Origin of the sequence: Tenacibaculum skagerrakense, assembly GCF_004345825.1 — a bacterium.
Lineage (GTDB): Bacteria > Bacteroidota > Bacteroidia > Flavobacteriales > Flavobacteriaceae > Polaribacter > Polaribacter skagerrakensis.
Genome location: NZ_SLXM01000004.1, coordinates 26409 through 41204, shown reverse-complemented (window position 1 = coordinate 41204; position 14796 = coordinate 26409). Strand labels below are relative to the sequence as shown.

At 30.6% G+C, this 14796-nt stretch carries 15 protein-coding genes; 13 read left to right on the top strand and 2 right to left on the bottom strand.

Going from position 1 to position 14796, the window contains the following annotated elements; translation table 11 throughout:
- Window positions 1-115: 115 nt before the first annotated feature.
- The 10 genes from EV195_RS07835 (at window position 116) to EV195_RS07790 (ending at window position 8189) form a co-directional block, all read left to right on the top strand.
- Window positions 116-1720 carry a vitamin K epoxide reductase family protein gene (locus EV195_RS07835; protein WP_132794393.1) on the top strand — a complete coding sequence of 535 codons (1605 nt, stop codon included), beginning with the start codon at window positions 116-118 and terminating at the stop codon, window positions 1718-1720.
- Window positions 1721-2043: 323 nt separating this feature from the next.
- A complete protein-coding gene (locus EV195_RS07830) occupies window positions 2044-4230 on the top strand; it encodes a peptidase domain-containing ABC transporter (protein WP_132794392.1) in 2187 nt (728 codons plus the stop codon).
- 58 nt (window positions 4231-4288) lie between these two features.
- Window positions 4289-4495 carry a hypothetical protein gene (locus EV195_RS07825; protein WP_132794391.1) on the top strand — a complete coding sequence of 69 codons (207 nt, stop codon included), beginning with the start codon at window positions 4289-4291 and terminating at the stop codon, window positions 4493-4495.
- A 124-nt stretch (window positions 4496-4619) separates the two neighbouring features.
- Window positions 4620-4832, top strand: coding sequence for a hypothetical protein (locus tag EV195_RS07820; RefSeq protein WP_132794390.1), 213 nt, complete (start codon window positions 4620-4622; stop codon window positions 4830-4832).
- Between the two features lie 11 nt (window positions 4833-4843).
- Window positions 4844-5068: a hypothetical protein gene (locus EV195_RS07815; RefSeq protein WP_132794389.1), complete on the top strand. Its 225-nt coding sequence runs from the start codon at window positions 4844-4846 to the stop codon at window positions 5066-5068.
- A 253-nt stretch (window positions 5069-5321) separates the two neighbouring features.
- On the top strand, window positions 5322-5555 hold the full coding sequence (locus tag EV195_RS07810) for a hypothetical protein (protein WP_132794388.1): 234 nt from the start codon (window positions 5322-5324) through the stop codon (window positions 5553-5555).
- A 67-nt stretch (window positions 5556-5622) separates the two neighbouring features.
- Complete coding sequence (locus EV195_RS07805) at window positions 5623-6912, top strand: HlyD family secretion protein (RefSeq protein WP_132794387.1); 1290 nt, start codon at window positions 5623-5625, stop codon at window positions 6910-6912.
- Window positions 6913-6989: 77 nt separating this feature from the next.
- Entirely contained in the window at window positions 6990-7235 is a 246-nt protein-coding gene (locus EV195_RS07800; RefSeq protein ID WP_132794386.1) for a hypothetical protein, read from the top strand.
- Between the two features lie 483 nt (window positions 7236-7718).
- Window positions 7719-7910 (top strand): hypothetical protein, encoded by a 192-nt coding sequence (locus EV195_RS07795; RefSeq protein ID WP_132794385.1) that lies wholly within the window; start codon window positions 7719-7721, stop codon window positions 7908-7910.
- 90 nt (window positions 7911-8000) lie between these two features.
- Entirely contained in the window at window positions 8001-8189 is a 189-nt protein-coding gene (locus tag EV195_RS07790) for a hypothetical protein (protein WP_132794384.1), read from the top strand.
- A 65-nt stretch (window positions 8190-8254) separates the two neighbouring features.
- On the opposite strand, the gene EV195_RS07785 is transcribed toward EV195_RS07790, so the two are convergent.
- Both EV195_RS07785 and EV195_RS07780 read right to left on the bottom strand, forming a co-directional pair.
- A complete protein-coding gene (locus EV195_RS07785) occupies window positions 8255-12094 on the bottom strand; it encodes a M48 family metallopeptidase (protein WP_132794383.1) in 3840 nt (1279 codons plus the stop codon).
- Window positions 12095-12214: 120 nt separating this feature from the next.
- The gene (locus EV195_RS07780) at window positions 12215-12802 is read right to left on the bottom strand and encodes a riboflavin synthase (protein WP_132794382.1); all 588 of its coding nucleotides are present in this window, start codon (window positions 12800-12802) and stop codon (window positions 12215-12217) included.
- Between the two features lie 55 nt (window positions 12803-12857).
- Between EV195_RS07780 and pdxA the strand changes: the two genes are divergently transcribed.
- The 3 genes from pdxA (at window position 12858) to rpmF (ending at window position 14703) form a co-directional block, all read left to right on the top strand.
- Complete coding sequence (gene pdxA, locus EV195_RS07775) at window positions 12858-13892, top strand: 4-hydroxythreonine-4-phosphate dehydrogenase PdxA (protein WP_132794381.1); 1035 nt, start codon at window positions 12858-12860, stop codon at window positions 13890-13892.
- 63 nt (window positions 13893-13955) lie between these two features.
- Window positions 13956-14507, top strand: a complete 552-nt coding sequence (locus tag EV195_RS07770) for a YceD family protein (protein WP_132794380.1) — start codon at window positions 13956-13958, stop codon at window positions 14505-14507.
- A gap of 1 nt (window position 14508) precedes the next feature.
- On the top strand, window positions 14509-14703 hold the full coding sequence (gene rpmF, locus EV195_RS07765) for a 50S ribosomal protein L32 (RefSeq protein WP_132794379.1): 195 nt from the start codon (window positions 14509-14511) through the stop codon (window positions 14701-14703).
- Window positions 14704-14796: the final 93 nt, after the last annotated feature.

Below are 14796 nucleotides of genomic sequence, written 5' to 3'. Positions count from 1 at the left end.
AATAAATACTACTAATCATAGTTTTGATTTTGTAAATTATACACTTTTACTTTAAAAGTATAACCAAAAAAGTTATATTTGGAGTAATTAGAATCAACCAAAATATTGTCCTCCGATGAAGAATCCACTATTTATGATAGTGCAGAGGCTGCTATCAAAAAATAAAATTGCACATGATAAGAAAGAACTTGCCTTTCAAATAAAAAGTCACCCTTCTTATCCAAGTTTACACGCAATTACTGGTGTATTAGACCATTTTAATATTGAAAATGTTGCAGCTGAAGTACCTACAGACATTCAAACACTACATCAATTACCTGAAAGCTTTATAGCTCAAGTAAATACTGATGAAGGAACCGATTTAGTAACGGTTATAAAAGTTAAAAACAAGCCTCAATATTCTATTTATTCTAACTCTAGTAAAGACACTATAGTAACTGAATCAGAGTTTATACAAAAATTTACAGGGATTATTGTTGCTGTTGAGAAAACAGAAAATGAAACAGCTGGTAAAGAAGCTAATTCTGTAGTAGATTATATACTTCTTTTTGCTTTATTAGGCATAACTGGGTTTTTAACATTTGATAAAATTGGAGCTTTAAATCTAGCGCATCTTTTATTATCAGTTTTTGGAATTATTGCTAGTTATAGCATCTTGAATCAAGAATTAGGCGAAAGCACAGTTATTGGAGACGCTTTTTGTTCTGGAAACAGTGAAAAAAAAGATTGTGATGCTGTTTTAAATTCTAAAGGCGCTGAAATTTTTAAAGGACATAAGTTAAGTGACTTGAGTATCATTTATTTTATTGGATTAACAGTGGCTTCTTTAAGTTTAAGTAATTTCTATCCTGTTTATCTTATAAGTTTAGCAGCTTTACCGATTACCTTATATTCGATATATTATCAATATCAAGTTGTTAAATCTTGGTGTACCTTATGCCTATCAATAGTTGGTATTTTATGGCTTCAAGCAAGTTTAGTTTTCTTTGAAACAACAGAAATCAATTCTTTAATAAATTTAGCAACAAAAGATATTGTTATTACTGCTTTGAGTTTTATAGGAACTTACACTTCGTGGAGATACTTGAAACCATTAATTAGAAATGTAATTGATTTAAGAAAAGAGAAAATTGAAGCTGTAAAATTCAAACGAAACTTTAATTTATTCAATACTTTACTTCAGAAATCTCCTAAATTAAATACAACAATAGAAAAGTCTGGCGAAATAGTGTTAGGTAATAAAAAATCGCCTGTAGAAATTACAGTTATTACAAATCCTTTTTGTGGTCATTGTAAGCCAGTTCATAAATTAGTTGATCAAATTATTGAACGCTACCATGATAACGTTAAAGTTATTGTTCGTTTCAATGTTCCTGTTGACCATCCTGATAGCGACGGCGTAATTGTAGCTAATAGACTAATTGAACTTTATAATGAGCAAGGTGAGAAAGTATGTATGGAAGCAATGAGTGAGATTTATGGAAGCATTGAATATAATGACTGGCTTTCTAAGTGGAAAAAGAGTAATGATTTTTCTAAATATTTAGAAGTATTACAAAACGAAAAAAGTTGGTGTAATGAAAACGGTATTAATTTCACTCCTGAGATTTTAATCAATGGAAAATCTTTCCCTAAAGAATATAGTAGAACCGATTTAAGCTTTTTTATTGAAGACTTAGAAGAAAACTATAGTAACATTCCTCAACATAATGAACTATAAAAAACAAGCAAAGTCGAATAAACGACTTTGCTCTTTAGAACAATATTCTCTCGCGAAGAATAGACACACTCATCGAGTGTTCCAAAATGTTCGCCGCAAATGTAGTTTTAAAATTTTAAATATTATGAAAAATAAATTTTAACTTAATATAGCTTTCAATAAAAGCTACCAAATCATAAACAAGTTAAAGTTATTTTATACTATTTCTATATTGCGAATCATCTATTAATGAAAGGTAAAGCCTACATCATTAATAGTATTAAACCAAATAATATTAACCAAAGCTGGAAGACAATGTTTACCAGTAATTTTAACTGTATTTTTTGAGAAAATTTCCACATTATACACAAACAGAAGCTAAAGATTGCGGACCGACATGTATTAAAATTATTGCCAAACATTATGGTAAAACTATTAATACACAACAATTAAGAAGTCTTAGTGAAACTACTCGTGAAGGTAGTAGCTTACTAGGTTTAAGTGAAGCAGTAGAGTCTATTGGTTTTAAATCGTTAGGAATAAAGTTAGCTTTTGAAAAATTTATTGAAGCTCCTTTGCCTTGTATTGTTCACTGGAATAAAAACCACTATGTAGTGGTTTATAAAATTAAAAAAGACACAGTATATGTATCAGATCCAGCTCACGGCTTAATAACTTTTACCAAGGAAGAATTTATAAAACATTGGATTGGTAATAATGCAGACGAAACAACTGAAGAAGGTATAGCGCTATTAATTGAACCTACTCCAAAATTTTATTCTGAAGAATTTGAAAAGGATGAAAAATTTGGTTTCTCATTTATTTTCAAGTATGTCTTTAAATACAAGAAGTTTATAATTCAATTAGTTATTGGACTTCTAGCGGGTAGTGTTTTACAGCTTATCTTGCCTTTCTTAACACAAAGTGTGGTTGATGTAGGTATTGAAAATCAAGATATCAACTTTGTATATCTTATTTTATTTGCACAGCTTTTCCTCTTTTTAGGAAAAGCATCTTTAGAAATTATTAGAAGTTGGATATTACTACATTTGAGTACTCGTATTAATATTTCTTTAATTTCCGATTTCTTCATTAAGTTAATGAAGTTGCCAATTTCTTATTTTGATGTAAGGATGACAGGTGATTTATTACAACGAATTAATGATCATAAGCGAATTGAAAGAATTCTTACAACCTCTTCTCTTTCTGTCTTATTTTCTTTCGTAAACCTTATTATTTTTAGTTTGGTTCTTTGTTTTTATAGCCTTCAAATTTTTGGAGTTTTTGTACTTGGAAGCGTACTTTATTTTTCTTGGGTATTGTTCTTCTTTAAAAAACGTAAAGAACTAGATTACAAAAGATTCTCTGAAGTTAGCCAAGAACAAAGCAAGGTTATTGAGTTAATTAACGGTATGCAAGAAATTAAACTTCACAACGCCGAAAGAAGAATGCGTTGGAATTGGGAATATGTTCAAGCTCGTTTATTTAAAGTTGCCACAAAAAGCTTAGCATTAGAGCAAACTCAGAGTGTAGGGTCTAATTTAATTAATGAATTAAAAAATATGTTTATCACCATCCTTTCCGCAAAGTTGGTTATTGATGGTGAAATTACATTGGGGATGATGATGGCTATCAGTTATATAGTCGGTCAATTAAACGGACCTATCACCCAACTTATCAATTTCATGAGAGATTTACAAGATGCACAAATCTCGCTAGATAGATTAGGTGAAATTCATAATATGGAAGATGAAGAAAATCCAGACGATGAAAAAGTTACCAATATACCTACTAGTAATGCAATTCAATTAAATAATATTTCATATAGATATACTGGCGGATTAGAGCCCGTAATTAAAAATTTAACTCTAGAAATACCTGCTAATAAAACTACTGCAATTGTTGGAGTTAGTGGAAGTGGAAAAACTACGTTAATGAAACTATTACTTGGTTTCTATCAAGTAGATGAAGGTGAAATAAAAGTCGGAAACTTTAACTTTAAAAACATTTCTCAAAAAGAATGGAGAAGAAACTGTGGTGTTGTAATGCAAGAAGGATACATTTTTAACGATACCATTGCAAAAAACATTGCTGTTGGAGAGGATTTTGTTGACAAGAAAAAATTAGCTCATGCCATAGATGTAGCTAATATCTCTGATTATATAGATGGTTTACCTCTAGGTTTTAATACTAAAATTGGTAGTGAAGGAAGCGGATTAAGTACTGGTCAAAAACAGCGTATGTTAATTGCTAGATCCGTTTATAAAAATCCTAAATTTTTATTTTTTGACGAAGCTACTTCTGCTTTAGATGCAAACAACGAAAAAGTAATTATGGAAAAGCTTAATACCTTTTTTGCTGATAAAACAGCTGTTGTAATTGCGCACAGACTTAGTACTGTAAAAAACGCACACCAAATTGTAGTATTAGATAAAGGTAAAATTGTAGAAAAAGGAAGTCATCAGGAATTAATTAAGTTAAAAGGAAACTATTATAATCTAGTCAAAAACCAATTGGAACTAGGAAGTTAAACTTTTTGGCTCAGAATAAAATTAGAGAATATAACAATCATTTAAATCATAAAAAAATATGAAAAAATCAATTTTAAATTTAGGAACACCGCTAACTAAAGAAACACAAAAAAATGTTTTTGGAGGTATTAGAGAAATCGATCCTCTTAAACCTTTTCCATGTGAATTACCAGTATTAGCTCCACCACCTCCAGGTTGTGATTGGGTAAGAACTGGACCTTGTACTTACAAGTTAGTTTGTGACACTATCGATGCTTTAGTATAAAATACATCATTAAGTCTTGCAGTTTATAACTGTATTAAAAATATTCTTTCGCGAAGATCAGACACAAACCTTGAGTGTCTTTAAATGTTCAAGGGTTTAAACTCATTTTAAATCATTTATGATTATGAAAAAATCAATTTTAAACCTAGGAAAACAGCTAACCAAAGTTGACCAAAAAACAATCAGCGGCGGTTTACTGAAACCAATTAAATTTAAATGTATTGTAAATTATGGAGATCCAAGATGTTGCACTCCATCAGAATGTGGAGAAACTGGTGGTATTTGGCATCCAGGAGCAACAGGATATGGAACTTCAGAAAATTGTGCTTGTTTTTAATCTTTTGAATTATGAAAAAATCAATTTTAAATTTAGGTAACGCTCTGAATAAAGCTGAGCAAAAAAACATCAAAGGAGGACAAGTTTTTAGAGGGCCTTGTTTTGAATGGTGTGCTGATCCATACTTACAAGAATTATACTGGAAACCATTATACTGTAGTTGTAATTCTGGCGGATCTGGTGGTGGAAATAACAATCCTCCAGGAGGTGGAGGTGGACCAGTTGACCCAGTTTAACAGAATAAAAATTTAGAGGTAAAAGTCTCTCATAAAATATCAAATAAATGATGAAAAAATCAATTTTGAGATTAGGAAAAAACCTAAGTAAAGACCAGCAACAAACAATAAAAGGTGGTTATATACCTACCTTATATCAATTTTGTTGTACTAGAACGCAAGGATTTTGGATCAGTCAATATCCTTTTTTAGGAAACGATCCATATTATACTTGTACCAGTGATGTTTGTTCAAATAGAATAGAATTTTAATTATGAAAAAGTCAATTTTAAATATTGGTTCTATTTTAAACAAAAAAGAACAGAAATTAATTAAAGGAGGACGCGGTGTAGGTTTCTCTGATGGTGATTGTGATCAACAAACACAATCTCAAATAGCATGTTCAGCACAAAATAATAATTGTGATTTAGATGCTGTATGTAATGAAACAACAGGTCGTTGTGATTGTGACACAAGCGCTGGTTGGAATCCAGGATGGCCTTTTTAATTTTATAAAACAATAATTAATAGAGAGAGATTATTTTCAATCTCTCTCTTTATACTTTTTTAGTTCAATGCCACAAGACATTCAAGACATAGAGATTAGAAGTGAAGAGGTACAGGAAATTTTAACCAAAGTACCAAGTTGGATGATTCGATATGGAAACACCTTAGTTTTTATATTGATTTTAATGTTGTTATTTATTTCTTGGTTTATAAAATACCCTGATGTTATTTCCTCTCAGGTGATGGTAACTACTTCTACTCCACCCGAGAAATTATTCGCCAAATCCACAGGGCAATTTGAAGTATTTCTAGCTAGCGAAGGGTCGGAAGTTAAAAAAGATGAAGTTTTAGCAGTTATAGAAAACACAGCTTCATATAAAGATGTCTTGTTATTAAAAAGTATTGTAGATACCATTCATATTTATGATAATAATTTTTCCTTTCCAATGGATAACTTGCCACCATTAATGTTAGGAGACATTACTTCTAGTTTTTCACAATTTGAAAATGATTATTCAGAATATGTTTTAAATGAAAAATTAGCACCATTTAAATCTGAAACTTTTGCCAATAAAATGTCAGTTATTGAAGCAAAAAGAAGATTACAAACCTCGCTATCACAAAGAGAACTGAATAAAAAAGAATTGGATTTTAGAAAAAATGATTTAGACGTTAGCAGAAAGATGTTTGAACAAGGAGTAATTTCTGCAAAAGAAAAAAGACAAAAAGAAGTAGAATACCTGCAAGCGCAACGTGCATATGAAAGTAATGAAACTTCTATTTCTCAAATGAGAGAGTTAATAAATAACTCCAAAAGAAACTACGAAGGAACTTCTATTAAGAAAACTCAAAACGATATTCGTCTCAAAAAGAAGGCAATACAATCTTTTTTATACTTAAAAAAGGCTATTAAAGATTGGGAGAAGCAGTTTGCTTTAACTTCTTCTATAGATGGAAAAGTCTCTTTTTTATCTTTTTGGAATAAAAATCAAACCGTTAAAACAGGAGATTTAATATTTACTATAATCCCTGAAAATAGTGAGTACTTCATAGGGAAAATTAAAGCACCTGTTGCAAACTCAGGAAAAATTAAGAATGGTCAATCTGTTCATATTAAATTATTAAATTACCCACCAGATGAGTTCGGTAAATTAAATGGAACTGTTAAATCTATTTCTTTGATTGCAGACCAAGAAGGAAATTATTTAATAGATGTTGAGTTGCCAAAAAAACTCATAACTACCTATGGAAAAGAAATCGAATTCAAACAAGAAATGACAGGAACGGCTGATATCATTACTGAAGATTTAAGACTTATTGAAAGGTTCTTTTATCAGCTTAAAAACGTTCTAAAATAATATATCGCGAAGAATAGACAGAAACCTTGAATGTCTCAAAATGATCAAGGGTTTAATGAACATTAAATCTTTTTACCATGAAAAAATCAATTTTAAAATTAGGAACTGCTTTAAGTAAAGCTGAACTACAAAACATCAACGGTCAAATTGGTGGATGTGATATTGCTCCTCCAGGTTGTCCTTGTATTGTACCTCCAAATCACCCTTGTTTAAGTGGTGGTGGCAACGGTGGTGGAAACACAGGTGTTTGCTTCACTCCTTTCGGGTCTTATACCATCTCGTGTGATAGCACATGCAACGATGGAACGCAACCTATTTGTTAGGCTACAATTTAAAAATGACTTTCATATAAAGTCATAAAACAAGATATTGTAATTAAGCCTCAATCTTTACGAAGATTGATAGTTATCACATTGCATAAAAACAACACAACTAGTTACAATTACTAGTTGCAATGAATTCTTATTTCATAAACTTAACCTTTTCACGAAGAGTAGGCTAAACCCTTGAACATCTTGAAAATGACCGAAAATTTAATCAATTAAATCTTTTGAATTATGAAAAAATCAATTTTAAACTTAGGAAAGAAACTAAACAATTTTGAACAAAAGCAAATCAATGGTGGTTGGCATAGCTGCTACACATCTAGCCAGTGTTCAGGTCGTTATGACTGCTGTAGCGGAGGACGTTGCATAAATACATCCCACGCCATACTAGAACCATATTGCTCTTAGAACAAATTATCGCGAAGAATAGACATACTCCTTGAATGTCTCTAAATGTTCAAGGATTTAAATCTTTTTATTATGAAAAAAACAATTTTAAAATTAGGAAAACAATTAAACAAAGCTGATCAGAGAAAAGTAAATGGTGGTGTTACTGTAGCATACTGTAATGATGGAGGAAGAGCATTAATAGCATGCATTGGTGGACAGCTTTTAGGATATTGCAAAGGTCCGCAAGGAATTTACACTATTTTCTTAGGACCTTGTTTTTAACATGAACTTAAAAATTATCGCGAAGAATAGACATACTCCTTGAGTGTCTTAAAATGTTCAAGGATTTAATTATTTTTAAATCTTTTTATTATGAAAAAAACAATTTTAAAATTAGGAAAAACGTTAAACAAAATTGAACAAAAACAAATTAACGGAGGAGCAAATTGCCCGACTTATCCAGCAAGTAGATGTTTAGCATGTGGAGGACATCCTTTATCAAACGGTTGTTGCTTAGGTACAGAACAAACTCATCAATGCCTTAGAGGTGTAATTGAATAGTGAGTGAAATATTCAAAAAAACAGCCGTCTTTATGACGGCTGTTTAAATTTTCATTATTAATTTCTTATAAATCAAAAAAAGGTTTTTCAGTAACAAAAAGTCCTCCTTTTATAGTATTTTTCCATTGAGTTGGAATCTTTCCATCTAAAATAACACTTGCTAAAACATACACATGAGCTCTCCATTTTGTTGTTAGTTCTGCAATATGAACATCTACTTTAGAAAATTGTTTCTTTTTAATTAATGATAACAAACTAGTAAAAAAAGCTTTATCAATTTTTAATGGTTCAAGTATTGGTAAAATATCCTCATAATCTTTTCCTTCTTTTATATTTAAACCCAAAACAGGCCAAACTGAATTTAAATTTAGAGCTTCTACTTTGATAGCATTCATAACGTCTTGTCTAAATTTTTTATCAACACCAGAAGAGGCAGCTACCAACGCTCCTATATAACTCAAATCATTTTCGTGTCTTTTTGCTAATTTATATGCATCCTTTACCTTACCTTCCCCTAAAAGATAATAGATATAATCAGGACTATTACTTCCCCCTTCTACATTACCAATCTCTAGTGTTTCGTAATATTTTACATCTTCATCTTTAACAATTGATTTAAAATTATTACCACTTTCTAGATTTAAAATTCTTCTTATTCTTTCTGCATCTAATGCTATTAAATTCCTTACCACAGGATTACGGTTTGACGCTATTTCATAAGCATCATAAGCCTCCTTAAATTTATTATTTCTTGCATATATATAGCCTGCAGCATACGCTAACCAATTATGATTCTTCCACTTTTTATATCCTTCTAAAAACTTTTCATCCTGATCTTTTCCATCTTCCATACATCGTATCGCTAAATAATAAAAATCAGGATTTTCTGGATTTTCTTGAGACAACATAATATGATTATTACAAATTTCATTATGAGATTGTTCATCAACTAAATCTTGAAGTACTCGCATACTGATAAATTCATTCGGCTTTTCTTTTAATCTAGTTTCTAATAGTTGTAGTCCATTTTTTAAACCTTGCAAAGAATAAAGCCAATTAACAATTTGCTTACTATTTCCATCATCCCATTTAACATGACTTTTGATTAAATTACTAACTTGAGTTGTATCTGTTAAAATACTCAATAAGTTTTGTGGACTTTCATTACTATATGCTTTTACAACATCTCTTTTTTCAACTCTTGTTGATGAGGACATTGAAATTTCTGTAGGAGCTTCTGTAAAAAGATAATCTGCTTTTACAGGAAAAATCTTTTTACCTTCTAATATTTCAGTTTCAACACCTCTATTTCCAGAATAAGAAGACACACTGTAATAAACAGGGTATTTTACTATAACAGCTGCATTTGCAACATTATAAACATGAGCAGAATGCTCGTTCATTGTAAAATGTAAACTATCAATTAATGATCCTTCTTTATTCCTAGTTTTAATTAGATAATCCTCTCCATAGTTCAATTGCACCTTTTCGCTGTAATTAGGATCCAATTCATATTCAGTTTCGCCAACGACAACATTAACTACTGTTTGCAGACCGTTATATATATGAAATGGCAACTTTTGAGAACTATTTCCATAAAAAATAGCAGCGAAGACAATTCCTCCTGAAATTCCAAATTTTGCTATAGAAGGTATTATTCCATCTCCCGTTACAAAACGATCCCAAGCACCTAGTTTAGTTTGTAATTTTCGTTCTTTTCCAGGAGTTAAAATATCATATGAATCTGGAAATCCTTTAATAAAAGCATTAGTTTTTCCCTTAATACTGTTTGTGTAAGCCTCCTTAATATATTTCTCAGTTTCTAATAACAACTCTAACGACTCATTCCTTAATTTGATTAAGTTTTCTAATGCTAATGAAGCCCAACTACCAACAACATTTACCCAATCATTAATATTTTCTTTATAAGGTGGAGGTAATTTAAATTCCTCATAAAGAGAGCTATAACTTTCAATATTCATATTATTTAAAAGTGTGCTATCTAAAGAAAGTTCCTCTGAGTGTTTATATACTCTTCTTAATGTCATGTGATACGTATTTGCAATAACCAAAATATCAGCTAGTTCTTCAGAAGAAACATTTCCATCTGCTAAAGCAATTGCCATAACATTATTATACTTTCTAGACACATCTTTCAAGTTAGCTAAAGCGTGTTCACTGTAATGAACTAACTTCACCAATCTTTCATGATACGCTGCCCAACTATTATCAACTTTTAAAGCAGCTTTCTGGAACACAGATCTACATATTATATCATGTAATTTTAGTCGGTTTCGGACTTCAGAAATCTCCTCTTCTAAATCTTTAAGAATTGTAGGAATATTTTTTCTCTTAACCTGATTTCCTCTATGCCATATTCTTCTTTTTTCTAAGGTTAAAGACTCATCCTTACTAACCTCAAGAGCTACTTTTTCTTCCTGTAATTCCTGTAAAAGTTGAATATCATCACTTAAACTCTTTGGATAAATCTCATCAAAAACCTTTGGTATATCATTATCTTTAATCTCTTCTGAAAACAATTCTTCGTGAGATTCAAAATTTTGAAAGGCATATCTATTTAAGAAATTTGAATTATAAATAGGCTCTAGGAAAGTCCATTCGAAATATGATTTGTTTTGAAATTTTAAAGCTTCTTCTTCACTAATTTCCGTAGCTTCCAACTTAGCGGTATTTATCAATCGTTTGGTTAATTCTTCTCTATAACCTTTTGGATTAGAAAACAACTCCCATGAAGACCTATTGTCAATTACTTCAAGAATATAATTCTTTTTGGCATTATTCTCTCTATCAATATCAGCAGGGTGTGTAGACCACATTTTTGGTGGATTGTATTTTGTATTTGCAAATATTCGATTAGCCTCTGGACATTCTTCAGGAACTTGAGGTGATTTACCGTATGACGTATCATTTAAAATAACCGACATTTTCTCGATATAATTTGTCTGTAGTGTATACATATCTTTAACAGCTTTCTTTTCAACCAATAAAGCATTCATACAATCCAACGCATTATCATGCGCTTCATCTGCAACCTGTAATTTATACAAAGCATGAATTAAAGCATCACTTCCCGTTAAAGACACCGCTACTATATCTGCTTGAAATTCCATTTCTCTAGACAAGGCTCTTTCCGCAACGACAACAACAGTAAAACAAATCTCAATAAACGATCTTACCGACCAAACTAAAATTGATAAAATCCAACCAATCCATGCTATACGAATATCAAACCTAGATAATCCTGCTAAGAATGAATCGAAAGCATCTCTTTTACCAACAATTCGAGCAGCAATTTGTTGAACAACATAAACATATCTACCCAATAACATTGATCGTTGGGCAAAATGACCAAATTCATGAGCTAAAACGGCTTTTAGTTCACCTAAACTCAAAACATTTACAACTCCCAATCCTATTTCTAAGTTTTTTTTAGAAGGAAATATCAAATTGATTAATGATATATCATACGAAACACTAGCATTTACTCTATCAGTTAAAAAAACTTTATTTGGTCTTGGAGCTCCAGCTTCATCTGCTAATTGGTGTAAATAATCAAATAATACTGGTTCCTCCTTTTCCGTTAAATAGCGTTGAATCGGATCTTCTCTTCTTTTAGTTAAAAAGAATAAAGATTTTGCCATAAATAATGACAAAAACCCAAATCCAAAAGCTAGAAGGTAATTAAAAAAATGTCCATCAAAATTATGAGCATCAAGTGCTAAATCATAAGCTAACCTTCCAAACCAAATAGTTAGTAACAAATACAATCCTATGAAGGATAGCAATCCGAATATTGAAAGCCAAACATGTTTTTTAAAAGATTGTGTAGGTTTAGTGTAGTCTTTAGGCACCTCAGCAGAGATCCTTTTATATAAGCTTTTCATAGTTAATTATTTTGTGAGCGTAAATATAATAGAATTATCTAACTGATTATGAATCAAGAAAACAAAAAAACAGCTACCTCGAGAAAGAGATAGCTGTAAAAAACTCTAATATGTTTTTATTTATTTAAAGTTTGTAAGTCTGGCAACATACTTACCAATTACATCAAATTCTAAATTAACTTTTGTACCCACTTTAAAGTTTTTAAAAACAGTATGTTCTAATGTGTAGGGAATAATGGCAACGCTAAACTTATTCTCTTTAGAATTTACCACAGTTAAACTTACTCCATTTACCGTTATTGAACCTTTCTCAATAGTAACGTTATTATTGTTTGAATGATATTCAAAAGTAAAAAATGTACTTCCTTCCTCATCTTTAATACCAACACAAACTCCCGTTTCATCTACATGTCCCTGAACAATATGTCCATCTAATCTATCTCCTAATTTCATGGCCCTCTCAAGATTTATTTCATCACCTACTTGTAAGTCACCAATATTAGTTTTGTCTATTGTTTCCTTGATGGCAGTAACAACATATTCATCACCACTAATTTCAACTACTGTTAAACAAACTCCATTATGCGCTACACTCTGATCAATCTTTAATTCATTAGTAATAGCACTCTTTATGGTAAAATGTATGTTCTCTAAATCCTTTTCTATGTTAGAAACTATTCCGATAGTTTCAATGATACCTGTAAACATTGCTTAAATTTAGTTACTTTTGTTTGCATCAAAAATACGACATCAAAAGTCTAATATGGAAAAAACAAATAAAATTATTGTAGGTATTTCATTAGGTGACGCTAATGGAATTGGTATAGAAATCGTATTAAAAACATTTTTAGATAAAAGAATGTTTGATTTTTGCACACCTGTTTTATTTGGTTCCAACAAAGTAATTTCTTTTCATAAAAAAGCATTGAACTTAAATAGCAATGTTCACGGCATTCATTCTTTAGATAAGATTGTACATGGAAAGTTGAATTTAATTAACATCAGTAAAGAAGAATTCAAAATTGAGTTAGGTAAAGCTACAGCAGATGGCGGTAAGTTTGCATTAAAATCTTTATCAAGTGCATTAGAAGCGCTGAAAAAAAATGAAATTGATGTTTTGTTAACTGCTCCTATCAATAAAGACAATATTCAATCAAAAGAATTTGATTTTCCAGGTCATACTGAATATTTAGAAGAAAATCTTGAAGGAAAGAGCTTGATGATTTTAATGACGGATGAATTAAGAATTGGGTTGATAACAGGACATATCCCTGTGGCTAATATTGCTGAAGCTATAACTCCTGAATTGATTGCTAAAAAAGTAGCGATTATGGAGCATTCTTTACGACAAGATTTTAATATCAGTAAACCAAAAATTGCTGTTTTAGGGTTGAATCCTCATTGTGGTGATAAAGGCGTTATAGGAAAAGAAGATGATGAAATAATAAAACCTACCATAGAAAAAATTAAAGAAACAGGTAAGCTAGTTTTTGGTCCATATGCCGCTGATGGATTTTTTGGTTCTAAAACGTATAAGCAATTTGATGGAGTTTTAGCCATGTATCATGATCAAGGTTTGGCTCCTTTTAAAGCTTTATCTTTTGGGAACGGTGTTAATTTTACTGCCGGACTCAACAAAATTAGAACATCTCCAGATCATGGAACTGGGTTCGATATTGCTGGTAAAAACGTAGCAAACATCACTTCTTTTGAAGAAGCTTTGTTCTCTGCAATAAAGATTTTTAGAAACCGAAATGAATTTATTGAATTAGAGTCAAATAGATTACAATCAAAATAATATTTATTTATTCGGTATTAAAAAACATTTTATTATATTTGCGCCCTCAATTTGACATTGTAAATGAAAGGATTAAAAGAATATAGTATTTCTTTTGTTGGTTTAAAAGACGGAAGCCATGAATTTCAATATCAGATAGATAATAAGTTCTTTGAAGAATTTCAGTACACTGAATTTAATAAAGTTAACATTAGTGCGAAAATAGACTTTATTAAGAAAAGTACACTACTAGAGTTATTTTTCACAATTAGTGGAACTATAAATGTTCCTTGTGATGTTACCAATGAATATTTTGATCAAGAAATTTCAGGTGATTTTTCTTTAGTAGTTAAATTTGGACCAGAATTCAATGATGAAAATGATGAGATACTAATACTTCCTTACGAGGAATATCAAATTAATGTAGCTCAATACATTTATGAATTAGTGGTGCTTTCAGCTCCGAGTAAAAGAATACATCCAGATGTATTAAACGGAACCATGAAATCTGAAACTTTAGAGAAGTTAAAAGAATTAGAAATTAATAACAATAAAACAGTTGAGGAAGAACCATCAACTTCAACAGACCCTAGATGGGATAAATTAAAAGATTTACTAACAGGAAAAAACGAGTAAAATGGCACATCCTAAGAGAAAAATATCAAAAACTAGAAGAGATAAAAGAAGAACTCACTATAAAGCTACTATGCCTCAGATAGCTGTTGATCCTACTACTGGTGAAGCTCATTTATACCATAGAGCACACTGGCACGAAGGTAAATTATATTACCGTGGTCAAGTAGTTATTGATACTACTGAAGCAGAAGCTTAAGATATTACCCTATTAACAACTGGGTTAAAGCTATTTAACGCCAAAAACGAATGTTTTTGGCGTTTTTTTAGTTACAAAGTGAAAAAAAAATCA